At 68.6% G+C, this 19,566-nt stretch carries 17 protein-coding genes; 16 read left to right on the top strand and 1 reads right to left on the bottom strand.

The window, feature by feature from the left end; genetic code table 11:
• The first annotated feature begins 7 nt into the window (after positions 1-7).
• The 11 genes from R5H19_RS04210 (at position 8) to dnaE (ending at position 14,420) form a co-directional block, all read left to right on the top strand.
• Positions 8-826, top strand: coding sequence for a phosphatidate cytidylyltransferase (locus R5H19_RS04210; RefSeq protein WP_318157704.1), 819 nt, complete (start codon positions 8-10; stop codon positions 824-826).
• A gap of 2 nt (positions 827-828) precedes the next feature.
• Positions 829-2,004, top strand: a complete 1,176-nt coding sequence (locus R5H19_RS04205) for a 1-deoxy-D-xylulose-5-phosphate reductoisomerase (RefSeq protein WP_318157703.1) — start codon at positions 829-831, stop codon at positions 2,002-2,004.
• Positions 2,005-2,040: 36 nt separating this feature from the next.
• Complete coding sequence (gene rseP / locus R5H19_RS04200; protein ID WP_318157702.1) at positions 2,041-3,387, top strand: RIP metalloprotease RseP; 1,347 nt, start codon at positions 2,041-2,043, stop codon at positions 3,385-3,387.
• Positions 3,388-3,585: 198 nt separating this feature from the next.
• Positions 3,586-6,006: an outer membrane protein assembly factor BamA gene (gene bamA / locus R5H19_RS04195; RefSeq protein WP_318157701.1), complete on the top strand. Its 2,421-nt coding sequence runs from the start codon at positions 3,586-3,588 to the stop codon at positions 6,004-6,006.
• A gap of 132 nt (positions 6,007-6,138) precedes the next feature.
• A complete protein-coding gene (gene lpxD / locus R5H19_RS04190) occupies positions 6,139-7,167 on the top strand; it encodes a UDP-3-O-(3-hydroxymyristoyl)glucosamine N-acyltransferase (protein ID WP_318157700.1) in 1,029 nt (342 codons plus the stop codon).
• Positions 7,160-7,633: a 3-hydroxyacyl-ACP dehydratase FabZ gene (fabZ, locus tag R5H19_RS04185; RefSeq protein ID WP_318157699.1), complete on the top strand. Its 474-nt coding sequence runs from the start codon at positions 7,160-7,162 to the stop codon at positions 7,631-7,633. The genes lpxD and fabZ overlap by 8 nt, the downstream gene beginning before the upstream one ends.
• The gene (lpxA, locus tag R5H19_RS04180) at positions 7,630-8,403 is read left to right on the top strand and encodes an acyl-ACP--UDP-N-acetylglucosamine O-acyltransferase (protein ID WP_318157698.1); all 774 of its coding nucleotides are present in this window, start codon (positions 7,630-7,632) and stop codon (positions 8,401-8,403) included. Before fabZ ends, lpxA begins: the two co-directional genes overlap by 4 nt.
• Positions 8,404-8,454: 51 nt before the next feature.
• The gene (gene lpxB / locus R5H19_RS04175) at positions 8,455-9,663 is read left to right on the top strand and encodes a lipid-A-disaccharide synthase (protein ID WP_318157697.1); all 1,209 of its coding nucleotides are present in this window, start codon (positions 8,455-8,457) and stop codon (positions 9,661-9,663) included.
• Positions 9,656-10,315 (top strand): ribonuclease HII, encoded by a 660-nt coding sequence (rnhB, locus tag R5H19_RS04170; protein WP_318157696.1) that lies wholly within the window; start codon positions 9,656-9,658, stop codon positions 10,313-10,315. Before lpxB ends, rnhB begins: the two co-directional genes overlap by 8 nt.
• Positions 10,316-10,514: 199 nt before the next feature.
• Positions 10,515-10,712 (top strand): hypothetical protein, encoded by a 198-nt coding sequence (locus tag R5H19_RS04165; protein WP_318157695.1) that lies wholly within the window; start codon positions 10,515-10,517, stop codon positions 10,710-10,712.
• A 168-nt stretch (positions 10,713-10,880) separates the two neighbouring features.
• Entirely contained in the window at positions 10,881-14,420 is a 3,540-nt protein-coding gene (dnaE, locus tag R5H19_RS04160) for a DNA polymerase III subunit alpha (protein ID WP_318157694.1), read from the top strand.
• 225 nt (positions 14,421-14,645) lie between these two features.
• On the opposite strand, the gene R5H19_RS04155 is transcribed toward dnaE, so the two are convergent.
• On the bottom strand, positions 14,646-15,020 hold the full coding sequence (locus R5H19_RS04155; RefSeq protein WP_318157693.1) for a YajD family HNH nuclease: 375 nt from the start codon (positions 15,018-15,020) through the stop codon (positions 14,646-14,648).
• A gap of 160 nt (positions 15,021-15,180) precedes the next feature.
• Here R5H19_RS04155 and R5H19_RS04150 point away from each other — a divergent pair, with 160 nt between their 5' ends.
• The 5 genes from R5H19_RS04150 to R5H19_RS04130 all read left to right on the top strand — a co-directional run bounded on the left by R5H19_RS04150 (position 15,181) and on the right by R5H19_RS04130 (position 19,552).
• Positions 15,181-16,137, top strand: coding sequence for an acetyl-CoA carboxylase carboxyltransferase subunit alpha (locus tag R5H19_RS04150; RefSeq protein WP_318157692.1), 957 nt, complete (start codon positions 15,181-15,183; stop codon positions 16,135-16,137).
• 166 nt (positions 16,138-16,303) lie between these two features.
• Positions 16,304-17,041 (top strand): NYN domain-containing protein, encoded by a 738-nt coding sequence (locus R5H19_RS04145; RefSeq protein WP_318157691.1) that lies wholly within the window; start codon positions 16,304-16,306, stop codon positions 17,039-17,041.
• Positions 17,038-18,336, top strand: coding sequence for a tRNA lysidine(34) synthetase TilS (gene tilS, locus R5H19_RS04140; RefSeq protein WP_318157690.1), 1,299 nt, complete (start codon positions 17,038-17,040; stop codon positions 18,334-18,336). Before R5H19_RS04145 ends, tilS begins: the two co-directional genes overlap by 4 nt.
• Positions 18,337-18,411: 75 nt before the next feature.
• Entirely contained in the window at positions 18,412-18,669 is a 258-nt protein-coding gene (locus R5H19_RS04135) for an exodeoxyribonuclease VII small subunit (protein WP_318157689.1), read from the top strand.
• Complete coding sequence (locus R5H19_RS04130) at positions 18,653-19,552, top strand: farnesyl diphosphate synthase (protein ID WP_318157688.1); 900 nt, start codon at positions 18,653-18,655, stop codon at positions 19,550-19,552. The genes R5H19_RS04135 and R5H19_RS04130 overlap by 17 nt, the downstream gene beginning before the upstream one ends.
• Positions 19,553-19,566: the final 14 nt, after the last annotated feature.

Here is a 19,566-nt window from a genome sequence, read left to right as displayed (position 1 = left end):
GATTTCCATGCTGCTTCAGCGCATTCTCACCGCCCTGGTGCTCGCGCCGCTGGCGATCCTGATCATCCTGCTGCCGTCGACCGCAGTCTTCGCAGGCATCGTCACGCTGGCGTTCCTGGCCGCGTGGTGGGAATGGGCGCAGCTGAGCGGCGTGACCAGCCGCGCGTGGCGCACCGCCGTGCTGGCCGCGGCGGCAGGCGTGTTCGCCCTGCTGTGGCGAAGTCACGCCACCGCGCTGACCCCGCTGCTGCTGGCGGTCGGCGTGGCCTGGTGGCTGCTGGCCTGCCTGTGGCTGCGCCACTTCGCGTTCGCCGCGGCGCCCACCCGCGAGAACCGCGCGCTGAAGCTGCTCGCCGGTGCGTTCGTGATCTTCCCGACCTGGGTCGCCCTGGTCGGCATCCATGCCCGTGCACCGCACGGCCACTGGTGGACCCTGCTGGCGCTGGCGATCGTGTGGGCATCCGACATCGGCGCGTATTTCAGCGGCCGCACCTTCGGCAAGCGCAAGCTCGCGCCGCAGATCAGCCCCGGCAAGACCTGGGCCGGCGCCTACGGCGCGATGGTGGCCGGCGTGCTGGTCGCCGAAGCCGGCGGCTGGCTGCTCGGCGTGCGCGGTACGGCACTGCTGGCACTGGCGCTGCTGGCTGCGGTCACCGTGGCCGTGTCCATCGTCGGCGACCTGATCGAGAGCCTGATGAAGCGACACGCCCAGGTGAAGGATTCGGGCACCATCTTCCCCGGCCATGGCGGTCTGATGGACCGGCTGGACAGCGTGTTCGCCGCGCTGCCGGTGTTCGCCGCCGGCCTGCTCCTGCTGGACATCTGAAGATGCACGACATCGCCGTTCTCGGCGCCACCGGTTCGATCGGCGGCAACACGCTCGACGTCATTGCGCGTCACCCCGACCGCTTCCGCGCCAGCGTGCTGACCGCGCACCGCCAGGTCGAGGCGCTGGCGACCCTGTGCGTGCGGCATCGGCCGCAGCTGGCGGTGATCGCCGATCCCTCGCTGGAAGCCGAGTTGTCGCGCCGGCTGGCCGCCGCCGGCGTGCGCTGCGAAGTGGCCAGCGGCCATGCCGCGCTGACGGCGGCCGCCGGAGGCGGACTGTGCGACACCGTGGTCGCCGCCATCGTCGGCGCCGCCGGGCTGGAATCCACCCTGGCCGCCGCGCGTGCCGGCAAGCGCCTGCTGCTGGCCAACAAGGAATCCATCGTGATGGCCGGCCCGCTGCTGCTGGAAGCGCTCGCCGCCGGCGGCGGCGCGCTGATCCCGGTCGACTCCGAGCACAACGCGATCTTCCAGTGCCTGCCGGGCGGCCGCCCCGACCTGCACCGGAGCGGTGTGCGGCGGCTGGTCCTGACCGCCTCCGGCGGCCCGTTCCGCGGCCGCACGCGGGCGCAACTGGCCGGGATCACGCCGGACCAGGCCTGCAAACACCCGAACTGGGTGATGGGGCGCAAGATCTCGGTCGACTCGGCCACCCTGATGAACAAGGGCCTGGAGGTGATCGAGGCACACCACCTGTTCGGCGCGTCGGCCGAAGCGATCGACGTGGTGGTGCATCCGCAGAGCCTGGTGCACTCGATGGTCGAATACGTCGACGGCTCGGTACTGGCCCAGCTCGGCAACCCGGACATGCGCACCGCGATCGCGCATGCGCTGGCGTGGCCGGAGCGGGTCGAGTCCGGCGTGCCGTCACTGGACCTCACTGCCTGCGCCCCGCTGCAGTTCGAACGGCCGGACCTCGACACCTTCCGCTGCCTGGCGCTGGCGTTCCAGGCGCTGCGCGCCGGCGGCGACGCCCCGGCCGTGCTGAACGCCGCCAACGAGGTGGCGGTGGAGGCCTTCCTGGCCGGCGCGCTGCCGTTCCTGGCGATCGCCGATGTGGTCGAGGCGGTACTGGCGGAACTGCCGGCGCAAGCCGTGGTCGATGTTGAAACCCTGCGTGAACGCGACCGCACGGCGCGGGAGGCGGCCCGCCGCGTTCTGCGCCGTGCTTGCTGATATTCTTGCTTCGATGACTTTTCGCCACGGCATTTGATGACTTCCTTCTTCGGCTCGGTGTTCTGGCTGCTGGTCACGCTCGGCGTGCTGGTGACCTTCCATGAGTTCGGCCACTACTGGGTCGCGCGCCGCTGTGGGGTCAAGGTGCTGCGCTTCTCGGTCGGTTTCGGCAATGCGGTCTGGAAGCGCCTCGGCCGCGACGGCACCGAATACCAGATCGCCGCGATCCCGCTGGGCGGCTACGTGAAGATGCTCGACGCGCGCGAGGGCGAGGTCGACCCGGCGCTGCGCGGGCAGGAATTCACCGGCAAGCCGGTGTGGCAGCGCATCGCCATCGTCGCCGCCGGACCGGGCTTCAACCTGATCTTCACCGTCGCCGCGTTCTGGCTGATGTTCATGCTGGGCCGTCCGGATGTCGCCCCGGTGGTGACCGCGGCACCACAGAGCATCGCCGCCAGCGCCGGCATCCAGCCCGGCGACCGCATCCTCGACATCGACGGTCGCGCCGTCTCCACCTGGTCCGACTCGATGGACGCGGTGGCCAATGCCCTGCTCGGGCGTGCACCGCTGCCGCTCACCGTGCGCGGCCAGGACGGGCGCACGCGCGAGCTGGTGCTGCCGCTGGACGAGCTGCCGCCGGGCCAGGACGTGGGCCAGTACCTGGGCAAGCTAGGCCTGAAGCTGGCGCCACCGCCGGCGATCGCCGCCACCGTGATGCCCGGCCAGCCGGCCGCGCTGGCCGGCATGCAGGGCGGCGACCGCATCCTCAGCGTCAACGGCCAGCCGGTGGGCGACTTTGCCGCTTTCGGCAAGCTGGTGCAGGCGGAAGCAGTCAAGTCGCCGGCACTGGCGATCGCTATCGAGCGCGACGGCCGGCCGCTGCAGCTGAGCGTCACGGCGAAGTGGGAGTCGCTCGGAGGCCAGCCGCCGAAGTGGGTGATGGGCGTCGGTGCGCCGGCAGTCGAGGCGGCCACCGTCAGCTACGGCCCGGTCAAGGCGATGGCCGCCTCGCTCGGCGCCACCTGGCGCAATACCACGCAGACCTTCAGCATGCTCGGCAAGATGCTGACCGGCGAAGCCTCGACCCGCAACCTGTCCGGCGTGATCGGCATCGCCGAGGTGGCGAACGCCTCGGCCGGCATGGGCCTGTCGTGGTTCCTGCAATTCCTCGCGCTGGTGTCGCTGAGCCTGGCGATCCTCAACCTGCTGCCGATCCCGGTCCTGGATGGCGGACACCTGCTGTATTATCTTGTGGAGTTGATCAAGGGCAGTCCTGTCAGCGAACAGACGATGGTGGTGGGCCAGTACATCGGCCTCGCCTTGCTGTTCACCCTGATGGGGCTGGCGTTCTACAACGACCTCCATCGCATGCTGTTGTCGTGATGCCGATGGCCGGCGACTGCCGCGTGCCGATGACGAGGCTGCCTGCGCCGGTTGCGGCATGGCGCGACCAGGCGTTGCCGAATGCACCCTCCCGACGGGGTGCGGACTCTCTTCCGAGGCAGGGCCTGTCCCTGCCTCATGCGTTGATCGGGGCGGCCGCGCCGGCCGCTCCATCGGAATAACCCAACGGAACCGACGATGAAGCGTATCGCCGCGCTGATCCTGCTTGCCTCCCTCTCCGCCAATGCGTTCGCGTTCGACCCGTTCGTGGTGTCGGACATCCGCATCGACGGCCTCAGCCGGATCTCGGCCGGTACCGTGTACAACTACCTGCCGATCAACAAGGGCGACCAGTTGACCAGCGACGCCGCGCAGCAGGCCATCCGCGCGCTGTACCGCACCAAGTTCTTCAGCGACGTCGAACTGGAGCGCGAAGGCAACATCCTGGTGATCAAGGTGGTCGAGCGGCCGTCGATCGCCAAGCTGACCCTGCGCGGCAACAAGGACATCAAGACCGACGACCTGAAGAAGGGCCTGAAGGAAATCGGCCTGTCCGAAGGCGAGACGTTCGACCGCCTGGCGCTGGACAACGTGCAGCAGGAACTGATCCGGCAGTACTACAACCGCGGCAAGTACAACGTCTCGGTCGATCCGCACGTGACCCGGCTGGACCGCAACCGCGTCGCCGTCGAGATCGAGATCCGCGAGGGCAAGGCGGCCAAGATCAAGGAACTGAACATCCTCGGCAACCACGCGTTCACCGACAAGCAGATCCGCGACGGCTTCGAATCGGACACCACCAACTGGATGTCGTGGTATTCGAAGGACGACCAGTACTCCCGCGAGAAGCTCTCCGGCGACCTGGAGAAGCTGCAGTCCTACTACATGGATCGCGGCTACGCCGATTTCGGCGTCGACTCCACCCAGGTGGCGATCGCGCCCGACAAGCGCGCGATGTACATCGACGCCAGCATCAAGGAAGGCGATATCTACAAGGTGAGCGACGTGAAGCTGCTCGGCGAGCTGATCCTGCCGGAGGCGACCATGCGCCAGCTGGTCTTCGTCAAGGACGGCGACACCTTCAACCGCGGCGCGATCGAAGCCAGCACCAAGGCGATCAAGGCGGTGCTGGCCAACATCGGCTACGCCTACGCCAAGGTCACTCCGATCCCCAAGCTGGACAAGGAAAAGCGCACGGTCGACCTGACCCTGTACGTCGAGCCCGGCCAGCGCGTGTACGTGCGGCGGGTGGTGTTCCAAGGCAATACGCGTACCGAAGACGACGTGCTGCGCCGCGAGATGCGCCAGCTCGAGGGCTCCTGGTACTCGCAAGCGGCGATCGACCGCTCCAAGGTCCGCCTGCAGCGCCTCGGCTATTTCAAGACGGTCGACATCGACAAGAAGATGGTGCCGGGCACCCAGGACAAGGTGGACGTCACGGTCAAGGTCGAGGAACAGTCCGCCGGCAGCATGCAGTTCGGCATCGGCTACTCGCAGTACTCCGGCATCATCCTCAACGCCTCGGTGTCGCAGAACAACCTGTTCGGCACCGGCGACAGCTTCTCGATCAGCGGCGAGCGCAGTACCTACTACACCCGCCTCGGCCTCAACTACTACAACCCGTACCTGACCGACAGCGGCATCGGCATCGGCTACAGCGCGACGTACTCGAAGACCGACTACGGCAACACCGATTTCGCCAACTACGCCACCAGCGCGAAGAGCTTCTCCACCTACCTCGGCATCCCGATCAGCGAGACCGACGGCCTGCGCGTGGGCCTGGGCGTGAGCAGCAACAAGGTCAACCTGTTCCCGGGCTTCAGCCCACAGGTGCTGCTCGATTACCAGAACGAGATCGGCAACAAGACCATCCACACCTGGACCGGCACGTTGGGCTGGAACCACGACACCCGCAACGGCTACTGGGCACCGACCCGCGGCGGCCTGATCTCGGCCTCGACCGACGTCGCCCTGCCCGGATCGACCGTGCAGTACTGGAAACTCAACACCGAGCTCAACCATTACTGGCCAATCGGCAAGGGCTTCGTGCTGTACCTGGACGGCCAGGTCGGCTACGGCAAGACCTACGGCAAGAACGGCATCAGCGACGACGCCTTCGCAACGCTGAAGGACGCCAGCCTGGCCCAGAATCCCAGCCACATCATCACCGACATGCGCCGGGACCTGCCGTTCTGGCAGAACTACTACGCCGGCGGCGTGCGCGACGTGCGCGGCTACCAGGACAACACGCTGGGGCCGCGGGTCTGCATCGACGGCAGCGCACCCGGCGCCAACGGCATGTGCAACAACGGTGCCTATTACGCACAGCCGATCGGCGGCGCGTTCAAGGTGCTCGGCACCGCGCAGGTGTTCCTGCCGCTGCCGTTCCTGAAGGACGTCAACACCGCACGCGTGTCCTGGTTCATGGACGTCGGCAACGTCTACAAGGACTACAAGAGCTTCGACGCCAAGGAGCTGCGCGCCTCCACCGGCCTGTCGCTGCAATGGCAGGCGCCGATCGGCCCGCTGATCATCAGCTTCGCCATGCCGCTCCGCTCCAAGGCTGCCGATCGCCACTACGAGGAGCGCATCCAGTTCACCTTCGGCAGCCAGTTCTGAGCTGAGCCCGGGGCCTGAGGAATAAGGGAAAGCGCGGCCAGTCCGCGCTTTCTTTTGCCGGCCGCAGTGGCTCGGCGCACTGCGCCCCATCACGCCAGCCCCTACAATGCCCGGCAGGTTCCGGAGCCACGCATGAGCGCAATCAACTACACGGTGGCCGAGCTGGCCGAACGGTTCGGTCTCGGCTTCAGCGGCGATGGCGCACGGGTCATCGATGGCGTCGGCACGCTGGTCGGTGCCGGCCCCAGCCAGCTCAGCTTCCTCTCCAACAGCAAGTACACCGCCCAACTGGCCGCCACCCGCGCCGGCGTGGTGGTGCTGCGTGAGGAGAACCGCGCCGACTGCCCCACCGCAACGCTGGTCGCGCCGGACCCCTACGTCGCCTACGCGAAGATTGCCGCGCTGTTCGAACGGCTGCCGGCCGCACCCGCGGGCATCCACCCCAGCGCCGTGGTCGCCGCCGGCGCGCGGGTCAGCGCCAGCGCCAGCATCGGCCCGGGCTGCGTGATCGCCGACGGCGCGGTGATCGGCGACGGCGCCGTGCTCGGCCCGCACTGCATCGTCGGCGAAGAGTGCATCGTCGGTGCGCAGTCGCGGCTGGTGGCGCGCGTCACCCTGGTGACGCGGGTCACCCTGGGCCGGCGCGTGCTGGTGCACCCCGGCGCGGTGATCGGCTCGGACGGCTTCGGCCTGGCCTTCGATATCGACCACTGGATCAAGCTGCCGCAGCTCGGCGGCGTGCGCATCGGCGACGACTGCGAGATCGGCGCCAACACCACGATCGACCGCGGCGCGCTGGACGACACCGTGCTGGAAGAGGACGTGCGGCTGGACAACCAGATCCAGATCGCCCACAACGTGCACGTCGGCGCGCACACCGCGATGGCCGGCTGCGCCGCGGTGGCCGGCAGCGCGAAGATCGGCCGCTATTGCATGATCGGCGGCAACGCCGGCGTGCTCGGCCATCTCGAACTGGCCGACCGGGTTACCATTACCGCCAAGAGCCTGGTCACGCACTCGATCCGCGAACCCGGCGAATATTCATCCGGCGTGCCGCTGCAGGACAACCGCCAGTGGCGGAAGAACGCGGCGCGCTTCAAGCATCTGGACGAGTACGCGCGCCGACTGTCGACGCTGGAGAAGGACAGCAACAATGAGTGAAAAAAGCGACTTCATGACACTGCCGATCGAGGTGGAGCAGATCCAGGAACTGCTGCCGCACCGCTATCCGTTCCTGCTGGTGGACCGCGTGGTCGAGATCGTGCCCGACGTCAGCGTGGCCGCGTTGAAGAACGTGACCATCAACGAGCCGTTCTTCCAGGGCCACTTCCCCAGCCACCCGGTGATGCCCGGCGTGCTGATCGTCGAGGCGATGGCGCAGGCCGCCGGCCTGCTGACCCAGTTGAGCCGACGCATGAAGGGCGACAAGGGCAGCCCGCTGTTCTACCTGGTCAAGGTGGACAACGCACGCTTCAGCGCACCGGTGGTGCCCGGCGACCAGTTGCGCCTCGAAGTCAGCCAGAAGCGCCTGGTGCGCGGCATGGGGCTGTTCGTGGCACGCAGCCTGGTCGACGGCAAGGAAGTGGCCAGTTGCGAATTGATGTGCGCCGCGAGGGCCCGGAAATGATCCATCCCACTGCGCTGATCGACCCTTCTGCCGTCATCGGCGCCAACGTCAGCATCGGCGCGTACAGCGTGATCGGGGCCGAGGTCGAGATCGGCGACGGCACGCAGATCGGTCCGCATGTGGTGATCGAAGGGCCCACGAAGATCGGCCGCGGCAACCGCATCACCCAGTTCGCCTCGCTCGGCGGCGCGCCGCAGGACAAGAAGTGGCAGGGCGAACGCACCGAGCTGGTGATCGGCGACCGCAACCTGATCCGCGAGTTCACCACCATCAACCGCGGTACCGGCGACGGCGGCGGCGTCACCCGCGTCGGCAACGACAACTGGGTGCTGGCTTATGTGCACATCGCGCACGACTGCCAGATCGGCAACAACGTGGTGTTCTCCAATTACTCCGCACTGGCCGGGCACGTCACCATCGGCGACTGGACCATCCTGTCCGGCTACTCCGGCGTGCATCAGTTCTGCAAGGTCGGCGCGCATGCGTTCATCGGCATGGGCTGCCTGGTCGGCCACGACGTGCCGCCGTTCGTGATGATGGCCAACGAGCAGCAGGGACGCCCGCGCGGCATCAACAGCGAAGGCCTCAAGCGGCGCGGCTTCGACGCCACGCGCATCGCCGCGATCAAGCGCGCCTACCGCACGCTGTACATGGCCGGCCTGTCGCTGCCCGAGGCACGCGAGAAACTGGCCGAACAGGCGCACGAGAGCGACGACGTGCGCGCGATGCTGGAGTTCCTCGACCACAGCGAACGGGCGCTCGCCCGATAAGCGTCCCGCTTGTCGGGCAACCAGGCGCGCGCTCTGGCTTATGCTTGCGGCATGACTGAACCCCCGCACCTCGAGTCCCCGCTGATCGCCATCCTCGCCGGCGAGGAATCCGGCGACCAGCTCGGCGCCGACCTGATCGTGGCGCTGCGCCAGCGCTACCCGCAGGCGCGTTTCGTCGGCATCGGCGGCGCGCGCATGCAGCGCGAGGGCTTCGACTCCTGGTACGACATCCGCGAACTGTCGCTGTTCGGTTTCAGCGAGGTGGTCCGCCACCTGCCCCGCCTGCTGCGGCTGCGCAAGGCGCTGGTCGCGCGCCTGCTGCAGGCGCGACCGGCCGTGGTGGTCGGCATCGATGCGCCCGACTTCAACCTCGGCGTGGAGCGGCGACTCAAGCAGGCCGGCGTGCTGACCGTGCACTACGTCAGCCCGTCGGTGTGGGCCTGGCGCGAGCAGCGCGCGGAGAAGATCGGCCGCAGCGCACGCCGCGTGCTGTGCCTGTTCCCGATGGAGCCGGCGATCTACGCGAAGCACGGCGTCGACGCCCGCTTCGTCGGCCACCCGCTGGCCGACCGTTTCGCATTGGTGTCCGACCGCGTCGGCGCGCGCGACGCGCTGCAACTGCCGCAGCAGGCGCCGGTGCTGGCCGTGCTGCCCGGCAGCCGGCTGTCGGAAGTCGGCCGGCTGGGCCAGGTCTTCATCGATGCGGCGAACCGCGTGGCCGCCGCCGTGCCCGGGTTGCGCGTGGTGATCCCGGCCGCCAACCCGCAGGTGCGCGCCCGGCTCGAAGCACTGCTCGCCGGCAGCCCGCGCGACGAAACCGCGCCGCTGCTGCTGGACGGCCACGCGCACGAGGCGATGCTGGCCGCCGACGTGGTGCTGCTGGCCTCCGGCACTGCCACGCTGGAGGCGATGCTGGCCAAGCGACCGATGGTCGTCGGCTATCGCGTGGCACCGCTGAGCTACCGCATCGCGCGCCTGTTGAAGATGCTGAAGACCGACGTCTATGCGCTGCCGAACATCCTGGCCCGCGCCTGCGGCCTCGGCGACGGCCTGCTGGTGCCCGAACTGATGCAGGACGACTGCACCGCCGACCAGCTTGCCGCCGCCATCCTCGCACTGTTCAGGGACAGCGAGCGGCGCGGTGCGATCGTGGCCGCGTTCGAGCAGTTGCACCAGGCCCTGCGCGGCGGCCTGGAAGGCCATGCCGGAGACCGTGCGGCGGCGGCGATCGCCGAACTGATCGACGAAAGCCATGGCTAGGGAACACGCGACAGACGCCGGCTCCGCGCCCCCATCCCGTTCCCGCGAAGAAGAGCAGGCCAACGCAAGCGGCGTACTCGTCGCCGGCGTCGACGAAGCCGGTCGCGGACCGCTGGCCGGCCCGCTGGCGGTGGCGGCGGTGATCCTCGACCCGGCCTGCCCGATCCCCGGCCTGAACGACTCGAAGAAGCTCAGCGAAGCCAAGCGCGAGGCGCTGTATCCGCTGATCGTCGAACGCGCGGTGGCGTACAGCATCGTGCTGATCGAGCCGGACGAAATCGACCGCCTGAACATCTTCCAGGCCACCATGACCGGCATGCGCCGCGCCGTGGCCGGGTTGGCGCCGCTCGCGCACGAGGTGCTGGTGGACGGCAACCAGTTGCCGCAGGGCCTGCCCTGCCCGGGCCGGGCGATCGTCGGCGGCGACGCGCTGGAGCCGGCGATCAGTGCGGCCTCGATCCTGGCCAAGGTCAGCCGCGACCACGTGATGGTCGCCCTCGACAGCATGCATCCCGGTTACGGCTTCGCCATGCACAAGGGCTATCCGACCCCGGCGCACCTGACCGCACTGCAGCGGCTCGGGCCATGCGCGCAGCACCGCCGCAGCTTCGCGCCGGTGCGCCTGCTGCTGGACCAGGCGCGCCTGTTCTGAAAGCTTGCCCGCGTACGCGCAAACCTGGTCGCGACCACGATGAGATTGCGCGCGTAGCCCATTCGTCTATGCAACTTTTCCCCGCGCGGGAGCATCATTCACCACAGGAACCGCGATCAGCAGGGACGCCGGCAGCACCGGCCTGTCGTCCCGATGAGACTCGCCGGGCGCGCACTCACCAGCCCGCAGGAGTCGTGCCATGATGCCTCCCACCAACCGCCCCATCGCGCCGCCGATGCCGACCACCGTTTTCACCCTGCCGGCGGACGACACCCCCATCGCCATCCAGGACCCCATGGCGCCGCACGCCGACTACAACCTCCGTCCGCTGGCGGTGGACAGCCTCGACCACTACGTCATCCGCCTCGATGAAGACGAGCGGTTTCGCGTGGTCTGATGGCGACCAGCCGTCCCACGGATGAAAACGCCACGCGACAGCGGCCCATGACGCTTTCGCGGCAACGCGCCCGGCGCAGGCCGGGCGCGGCAACCGATTCACACCTTGTCAAGCTTGTGAGAGAAGGTCGCCACGGTTAGCCTGCGGGAACTCACCGCGCAAACCGGCATGACCGTCCGCTATACCCACCTGCACCTGCACAGCGAATACTCGCTGGTCGACTCGACCATCCGCATCAAGGCGCTGGTCGCCGCCTGCGTGCGCGACGGCATCCCGGCGGTGGCGCTGACCGACGACAGCAACATGTTTGCGCTGGTGAAGTTCTACAAGGCCTGCAATGCCGCCGGCATCAAGCCGATCGGCGGCTGCGACCTGTGGATCGCCGCACCGGACGACCCGCGCCCGTGGCGACTCACCGTCCTGTGCCAGCACCGCGACGGCTACCTCAACCTGTCGCGGCTGGTCTCGCGCGCCTGGCAGGAAGGCCAGCACGGCGGCCGCGCGCTGGTCGACGCCGGCTGGCTCGGCGCCGACGCCACCGCGGGGCTGATCGCCCTGCTCGGCCGCGACAGCGAAGTCGGTCGCATCGCCCAGAACCAGGGCACTGCAGCGGCGCTGGCGAAGCTGCGTCCACTGGCGCGGCTGTTCCCCGAACGGCTGTACCTGGAGCTGACCCGCTGCGGCCGCGAGGGCGAGGAAAACTGGAACACCGCCGCGCTGGCGCTGGCCGCCGAACTCGACCTGCCGGTGCTGGCCAGCAACGACGTGCGCTTCCTCACGCAGGACGACTTCGGCGCGCACGAGGCGCGCGTGTGCATCCACCAGGGCCGCGTGCTGGCCGATCCCAAGCGCCCGCGCGAGTACAGCGACCAGCAATACCTGAAGACGCCGGAGGAAATGGCCGCGCTGTTCGCGGACATCCCCGAGGCGCTAGAAAACACTGTCGAACTGGCCAAACGCTGCACCCTGGAACTGAAATTCGGCACCTACTACCTGCCCGACTTCCCGGTACCCGAGGGCCACGACCTCGACAGCCACATCCGCGAGCTGTCGCGGCAGGGCCTCAAGCAGCGCCTGGCCGGCGCGCCACTGGCCGCCGGCCACACGCTCGCCGACTACCAGGCGCGGCTGGAGCGCGAGCTGGACGTCATCGTCAAGATGGGGTTCCCCGGCTACTTCCTGATCGTGGCGGACTTCATCAACTGGGGCAAACAGAACGGCATCCCGGTCGGTCCCGGCCGCGGCTCCGGCGCCGGCTCGCTGGTGGCCTGGGCGTTGAAGATCACCGACCTGGACCCGCTGCAGTTCGACCTGCTGTTCGAGCGTTTCCTCAACCCCGAACGCGTGTCGATGCCCGACTTCGACATCGACTTCTGCATGGACCGCCGCGACGAGGTGATCGACTACGTCGCGCGCAAGTACGGCCGCGACCGCGTCAGCCAGATCATCACCTACGGTTCGATGGCGGCCAAGGCCGTGCTGCGCGACTCCGGCCGCGTGCTCGGCTTCGGCTACAACCAGGTCGACCGCATCGCCAAGCTGATCCCCGCGCGGCCGCTCGACCTCACGCTGTCGTGCGCGCTGGGCCGCAGCGAGAAGGCGAAGAAGGAACCGGAGCGGGTCGTCAGGGAATTCTGCGAGCTGTACGAGCAGGACGAGGAAGCGCGCGCGCTGATCGACCTGGCGCTGAAGCTGGAAAACCTCACCCGCAACGCCGGCAAGCACGCCGGCGGCGTGGTGATCGCGCCCAGCCCGCTGACCGACTTCGCGCCGCTGTACTGCGAAGCCGGCGGCGGCGGCGTGGTGACCCAGTACGACAAGGACGACGTCGAAGCAGTCGGCCTGGTGAAGTTCGACTTCCTCGGCCTGCGCACGCTCACCATCATCGACTGGGCGGTGAAGGCGATCAATGCGCGTCGCGCGAAAACCGGCGAGGCGCCGCTGGACATCTCGGCACTGCCGCTGGACGACCCCGCGCCGTACGAACTGCTGAAGAAGGCGCAGACCGTCGCGGTGTTCCAGCTCGAATCCTCCGGCATGCAGCGCATGCTGAAGGACGCCAAGCCGGACCGCTTCGAGGACATCATCGCGCTGGTGGCGCTGTACCGCCCCGGCCCGATGGACCTGATCCCCAGCTTCATCGCGCGCAAGCACGGCCGCGAGGAAGTGGAATACCCCGACCCGCGCGTCGAGCCGATCCTGAAAGAGACCTACGGCATCATGGTCTACCAGGAACAGGTGATGCAGATGGCGCAGATCGTGGGCGGCTACACGCTCGGCGGCGCCGACCTGCTGCGCCGCGCAATGGGCAAGAAGAAAGTCGAGGAGATGGTCAAGCATCGCGCGATCTTCCGCGAGGGCGCGGCCAAGGATGGGCTCAGCGGCGAAAAGGCCGACGCCATCTTCGACCTGATGGAGAAGTTCGCCGGCTACGGCTTCAACAAGTCGCATGCCGCGGCCTACGCGCTGGTCTCCTACCAGACCGCCTGGCTGAAGGCGCACTACCCGGCCGAGTTCATGGCCGCCACGATCTCCTCGGACATGGACAACACCGACAAGGTGGTGACCTTCCTCGACGAGTCGCGCGCGATCGGCATCACCGTGCAGCCGCCGGACGTCAACGCCTCGGAATACATGTTCGTGGCGATCGAGCCGAAGGTCATCCAGTACGGTCTCGGCGCGATCAAGGGCGTCGGCCAGGGCGCCTGCGAATCCATTGTCGCCGAGCGCGCCAACGGCAGGTACACCGATCTGGCCGACTTCTGCCGCCGTGTGGATCCGACCAAGCTCAACCGCCGTGTGCTGGAGGCGCTGATCCTGTCCGGCGCGCTGGATGCGCTCGCCGCCAACCGCGCCAGCCTGATGGAGCAGTTGCCCGACGCGATCAAGGCTGCCGAACAACACCTGCGCGACAAGCAGTCGGGCCAGAACGACATGTTCGGCGCTGCCCTGGGCAGTGCCGCCCCGGTGCTGAAGATCGAACTGGCGACCGTGCCGGAATGGCCGCTGGAGCAGAAGCTGCAGGGCGAACGCGACACCCTCGGGCACTACCTCTCCGGCCACCCCACCGACCCGTGGAAGGACGAGCTGGCGCAGCTGTCCACCTGTCCGCTCGGCGAGATCACCGAGCGCTACCAGCCGCCGAAGCCGCGCCGGAACGACCACGACGACGGCAACCGTTTCCGCCGCGGCCCCGATACGCCATGGACCGTCGCCGGCATGGTCACTGCCGTGCGCAAGCGCGGCGACAGCGACGCCTTCGTGCGGCTGGAGGACGGCAGCGGCATCATCGAGGTGAGCTTCTTCGGCGAGCTGTACCAGCAGGTCGCGCCACTGCTGACCCGCGACCAGATGCTGGTGGTCGAGGGCGGCCTGCGCATCGACGAGTTCTCCGGCGGCGGCTTCCAGCTGCGCGCGCGCAGCGCGATGTCACTGGCCGACGCCTGCCGAAAACACGCGCGCCTGCTGCAGCTGAAGTTGAACGGCATCGGCCCGGATTTCGTCGGCCAGCTGCAACACGCCCTGGCCGGCTACCGTGGCGGGCGGGCCAGCGTGACCCTGCACGGCTACCGCAACCACGGTGCGCAAGCCGACTTCGAGCTGGGCGAAGCCTGGCGGGTGGATGCCATCCCCGAGCTGCTGCGCACCGTGCGCGCGCTACCCGGCGTGAAAGCCGCGCGCCTGCGCATCGTCAAGCAGCAGGACTGACTCGCCCCGCTCTTGATCTTGAACCCAAGATCAAAAGCCCCCTCCTGACCTCCCCCTGCTACGCAGGGAAGGAACCGTTCCGGTGAGTTCCCGGCCAGCAACTGGCCCGCTCTGCTCCCTCCCCTGCTCGCAGGGGAGGGTCGGGGTGGGGTTCGCTCTTGATCTTGGATTCAAGATCAAGAGCCCCCTACCAACCTCCCCCTGCGTTGCAGGGAGCGGAGGAAATCACTTCCCGCCCCGCTCCAGCATTGCCTTGAGGTCCGCGAACGGGTTGCCGGTCGCCGGCGGCGCGGCCTCCACCGCCATCACCCCGCCGCGCACGTGGTCGATGTGCCGCGCGTGCTCGTTGTCGTGGCAGTACACGCACAGCAGCTCCCAGTTGCTGCCGTCCGGCGGGTTGTCGTCATGGTTGTGGTTGCGGTGATGCACGGTCAGCTCCTGCAGGTTCGCACGAGTGAACTCACGTGCGCAGCGGCCGCACACCCACGGATACATCTTCAGCGCCCGCTCGCGATAGCCCAGCTCGCGCTGCTCGGCGGCGCGCCGGGCCTCGGCCACGATGCGGTCGAGCCTGGCGTTGTCGATGGGCTTGCTGGACATGGCGACGCTCCGGCGGCTGGTGCCTGGTGGCACGGACGATAACGCAATCGCGCGGCTGGCGGCAGGCATCTGCCGACCCGGTCACAGCCATACGGCCCCGTTCTCGCGCTTTCCTGCGGAACGGTATACTGAGCTGCTTCCGTGCCATGAACAGCAACGAATGAACCCCAACTTCCTCGATTTCGAACAACCGATCGCCGAACTGGACGCGAAGATCGAAGAGCTTCGTCACGCCAGCAGTGGCCAGGCGTTCAACATCGACGAGGAAGTCGACCGCCTGCGCGAAAAGCTCAAGCTGAAGACTGCCGAGATCTTCCGCAACCTCAACTCGTGGCAGACCACCCAGCTCTCGCGCCACCCGGCGCGGCCGTACACGCTCGACTACATCGGCGTGATCTGCGAGGAGTTCCACGAGCTGGCCGGTGACCGCATGTACGCCGAAGACGCCGCCATCGTCGGTGGCCTCGGCCGCATCAACGGCCGCGCGGTGATGATCATCGGCCACCAGAAGGGCCGCAACACCAGGGACAAGGTGCGCCGCAACTTCGGCATGCCGCGCCCCGAGGGCTACCGCAAGGCGCTGCGCCTGATGAAGATGGCCGAACGCTTCGGCCTGCCGCTGCTGACCCTGATCGACACCCCCGGGGCCTATCCCGGCGTGGGCGCCGAGGAGCGCGGCCAGAGCGAGGCGATCGCGCGCAACCTGCTGGAGATGGCCGAACTGAAAGTACCGATCGTGTGCACCGTGATCGGCGAAGGCGGTTCTGGCGGCGCGCTGGCGATCGGCGTAGGCGACCGCACCAACATGCTGCAGTACTCGACCTATTCGGTGATCTCGCCCGAAGGCTGCGCCTCGATTCTGTGGAAGAGCCCCGACAAGGTGAAGGACGCCGCCGAAGCGCTGGGCATGACCGCGCCGCGCCTGCTCGAACTGGGCCTGGTCGACAAGCTGATCCGCGAGCCGCTCGGCGGCGCCCACCGCAACCCGCGCTCGATGGCGATCCGCCTGAAGGCCGTGCTGCTGAAGCAGCTCGACGAACTCGAGGCGATGCCGCTCGCCGACCTGCTCGCCCAGCGCTACAAGCGCCTGCGCAGCTACGGCGCCTACCTGGAATAACCCACCTCACCCGCGTGGACGTGTAGGAGCCCGCTCGCGGGCGATGCTCCTGCCTTGAATGTCCGAAGAAAGAGCATCGCTCGCGAACGGGCTCCCATGGCGTCCTCATCATGATGAGGACATCGCGTTACCATCGGTGCGTCCCTTTCCGATGGATCTCCCGCCCATGGCCCACGACAAGCTCGCCGTACTGATCGACGCCGACAACGCCCGCCCGGCCATCGTCGAGGGCCTGCTGGCCGAGATCGCCAAATACGGCACCGCCCACGTCAAGCGCATCTACGGCGACTGGACCAAGCCCGACCTCAGCGGCTGGAAGGAAGTGCTGCTGAGCCATTCGATCCAGCCGATCCAGCAGTTCCGCTACACCGTCGGCAAGAACGCCACCGACTCGGCGATGATCATCGACGCGATGGACCTGCTCTACGCCGAGCGCTTCGACGGCTTCTGCATCGTCTCCAGCGACAGTGACTTCACCCGGCTCGCCTCGCGCATCCGCGAATCCGGGCGCATCGTCTACGGCTTCGGCGAGAAGAAGACGCCGGAGCCGTTCCGCACCGCCTGCGACAAATTCATCTATACCGAGGTGCTGGCTGGCACCAGCGAGACCGAAACCGAGACGGCACCGAAACAGCGCTCGGCGAAGGAGCTGCGCGGCGACACGCGTCTGATGAACCTGCTGCGCAACGCGATTGAGGCCGCCTCGGACGATGACACCGGCTGGGCGCAGCTCGCACGCGTCGGCCAGATCGTCAACAAGCAATCGCCCGATTTCGATTCACGCAACTACGGCTACGCCAAGCTCAGCGGCCTGATCAAGGGCATCGGCCTGTTCGACACCGAGGAACGCCAGATCGGCAACGGCAAGCACCTCTACGTGCGGCCCCGCACCGGCAAGAAGTGAACGATCCGCTGCCCCGGCACCTGCACGCCGCCCTGGCTTCCCTGCCGCCGGCGCCGTTGTGCGTGGCATTCAGCGGCGGCCCGGATTCCAGTGCCCTGCTGCATGCGCTGGCGCAGCTTCCCGCAGCCCGCGCACGCGGCCTGCGCGCACTGCACGTCGACCACGGCCTGCATGCGCACAGCGCGGCATGGGCCGCGCACTGCGAACGCTTCTGCACTGCACTGGAGGTGCCGTGCGAGGTGCTGCGCGTGCGGGTCGACAACGGTACCGGCACGGGCCTGGAGGCCGCTGCCCGTGACGCGCGTTACGCCGCGCTGGCCGCGCGACTGCGCGACGGCGAATACCTGCTGCTCGGCCATCATCGCGACGACCAGGTCGAGACCGTGCTGCTGAAGCTGCTGCGCGGCGCGGGACCGGACGGGCTGGGCGGCATGCGTGCGCTGCGCCCGTTCGGCCGCGGTCAACTTTGGCGGCCGCTGCTGGCGCTGTCGCGGCAGCAACTGCACGGCTACGTCGAGGCAAACCGACTGGACTGCATCGACGACCCTTCCAACGCCGACACCCGCCTCGCCCGCAACCAGCTGCGCCATGAAATCCTGCCGCGCCTGTTGCAGCGCTGGCCGCACGCGGTGGATTCGATCCTGCACAGCGCCGCGCTCAGCCGCGCCGCCGCCGACGCGCTGCGCACGCAATGGCTGGCCGCATTCGAGGCGCTGCATGACTCCAGCGGAAGCCTGGACGCCGCCGGCTGGCTGGCGCTGCCACCGGCACTGCGCGAGCCGCTGCTCGACCACTGGCTGCACGCGCGCAGCCTGCCCGCACCCACCACCGCACAGCGCCGGCAGATCGAACGCCAGTGCGGCGCGCGGGCCGGCCAGCTGTCGTGCATCCGCTGGGCCGGCGCCGAGCTGCATGTCTGGAAGGGCCGGCTGTGGGCCCTGCCGCCCGGGCGCGCCGTCGCTGCCGACTGGCAGGCGCCATGGCACGGCGAGCCGCTGACGCTGCCCGATGGCGGCGAACTGTCGCTGACCGACGCAGGCGCCCGCCTTGCCGAGCCGCTGCTGGTGCGCCTGCGCTGCGGCGGCGAGCGCATCAAGCCCGCCGGCGACGCGCATACGCGCGAACTGCGCGATCTGTTCCAGCAGGCGCGATGGCCGCCGTGGCAGCGCCACGCCTGCCCGCTGCTGTATGCCGACGACGAGCTGGTCGCGGTGGCCGACCGCTGGGCCAGCACCCGCGGCGCGGCGATTTTCCGTCAAGCCGGCGCACTGCCGCGCTGGCGCCCGGGGCGCTGATCCGGGTCGCGCCGGCACCGTTTCCCGGCCAGTGCAGATTGATTCCGGACGCCCGCTGCGTTAGCGTTGCGGGCCATGGCAAAGACTGCTCCCGCCCCCGGCAAGACCCCGCCCGCCGCCGACTTCGAACACTCCCTCGACGAGCTGGAACAACTGGTCGCGAAGATGGAAGGCGGCGAGATGAGCCTGGACGAATCGCTGGCCTCGTTCGAGCGCGGCATCGGCCTGTTCCGTCACTGCCAGCAGTCGCTGGAGCAGGCCGAACTGCGCGTGCGCCTGCTGCTCGACCCCGATGCCCCCGACAGCGCCCAACCGTTTGAACCCGACCCCTGAGCTTGGCCCTGCCCTGCAGTCGCTGATCGTGCGTGCCGAACAGGCACTGGATCGCAGCCTGCCGCCGGCCGAACAGTCCCCTGCAGAATTGCATCGTGCGATGCGCTACGCCGTGCTCGGCGGCGGCAAGCGGCTGCGCCCGCTGCTGGTCTACGCCGCCGGACATGCGCTCGGCGAAGACGGTCCGTCACTGGACGCCGCTGCCTGCGCGGTGGAGCTGATCCACGCCTACTCGCTGGTGCACGACGACCTGCCCGCGATGGACGACGATGCGCTGCGCCGCGGCCGCCCGACCTGCCACATCGTGTTCGGCGAGGCGATGGCGATCCTCGCCGGCGACGCACTGCAGGCACTGGCGTTCGAGCTGCTCGCCGACGACGCCGCCCGACGCCCCGACGCCACCATCGGCATCGCCATGCTGCGCGCGCTGGGCCGCGCCTGCGGCGCCGAAGGCATGGCCGGCGGCCAGGCACTGGACCTCGCCGCGGTCGGCCATCCGCTGACGCTGGACGAACTGGAGCACATGCACGCCTGCAAGACCGGCGCGCTGATCCGCGCCTCGGTGCAGTTGGGCGCGCTCGCCGCCGGCGCCGACGCCGCTACCCTGCACGCGCTGGACCGCTATGCCCACGCCGTCGGCCTGGCATTCCAGGTGCGCGATGACGTCCTCGACGTGGAAGGCGCATCGGCAGTGATCGGCAAGACCGCCGGCAAGGACGCCGCCGCCGCCAAACCCACCTTCCCCTCGATCATCGGCCTCGACGCCTCGCGCGCCCGGCTGGCCGAACTGACCGACACCGCGCTGGCCGCGATCGCGTCGCTGGGCGGGCGCACCGCGCTACTGAAAGAGCTGGCGCTGTACGCCGTCCATCGGCGCTACTGAAACCTCGCGTACCG

Origin of the sequence: Rhodanobacter sp. KK11 (assembly GCF_033345435.1) — a bacterium.
Classification (GTDB): domain Bacteria; phylum Pseudomonadota; class Gammaproteobacteria; order Xanthomonadales; family Rhodanobacteraceae; genus Rhodanobacter.
This window is presented reverse-complemented; position numbering and strand designations above follow the sequence as displayed.

Coding starts and splice junctions, on each gene's coding strand:
- fabZ (WP_318157699.1), top strand. CDS start 7,160: ATGAGTGAAAAAAGCGACTTCATGACACTGCCGATCGAGGTGGAGCAG.
- R5H19_RS04210 (WP_318157704.1), top strand. CDS start 8: ATGCTGCTTCAGCGCATTCTCACCGCCCTGGTGCTCGCGCCGCTGGCG.
- rseP (WP_318157702.1), top strand. CDS start 2,041: ATGACTTCCTTCTTCGGCTCGGTGTTCTGGCTGCTGGTCACGCTCGGC.
- R5H19_RS04145 (WP_318157691.1), top strand. CDS start 16,304: ATGGCCCACGACAAGCTCGCCGTACTGATCGACGCCGACAACGCCCGC.
- lpxB (WP_318157697.1), top strand. CDS start 8,455: ATGACTGAACCCCCGCACCTCGAGTCCCCGCTGATCGCCATCCTCGCC.
- R5H19_RS04205 (WP_318157703.1), top strand. CDS start 829: ATGCACGACATCGCCGTTCTCGGCGCCACCGGTTCGATCGGCGGCAAC.
- R5H19_RS04165 (WP_318157695.1), top strand. CDS start 10,515: ATGATGCCTCCCACCAACCGCCCCATCGCGCCGCCGATGCCGACCACC.
- R5H19_RS04155 (WP_318157693.1), bottom strand. CDS start 15,020: ATGTCCAGCAAGCCCATCGACAACGCCAGGCTCGACCGCATCGTGGCC.
- bamA (WP_318157701.1), top strand. CDS start 3,586: ATGAAGCGTATCGCCGCGCTGATCCTGCTTGCCTCCCTCTCCGCCAAT.
- dnaE (WP_318157694.1), top strand. CDS start 10,881: ATGACCGTCCGCTATACCCACCTGCACCTGCACAGCGAATACTCGCTG.
- lpxD (WP_318157700.1), top strand. CDS start 6,139: ATGAGCGCAATCAACTACACGGTGGCCGAGCTGGCCGAACGGTTCGGT.
- rnhB (WP_318157696.1), top strand. CDS start 9,656: ATGGCTAGGGAACACGCGACAGACGCCGGCTCCGCGCCCCCATCCCGT.
- R5H19_RS04135 (WP_318157689.1), top strand. CDS start 18,412: ATGGCAAAGACTGCTCCCGCCCCCGGCAAGACCCCGCCCGCCGCCGAC.
- lpxA (WP_318157698.1), top strand. CDS start 7,630: ATGATCCATCCCACTGCGCTGATCGACCCTTCTGCCGTCATCGGCGCC.
- R5H19_RS04150 (WP_318157692.1), top strand. CDS start 15,181: ATGAACCCCAACTTCCTCGATTTCGAACAACCGATCGCCGAACTGGAC.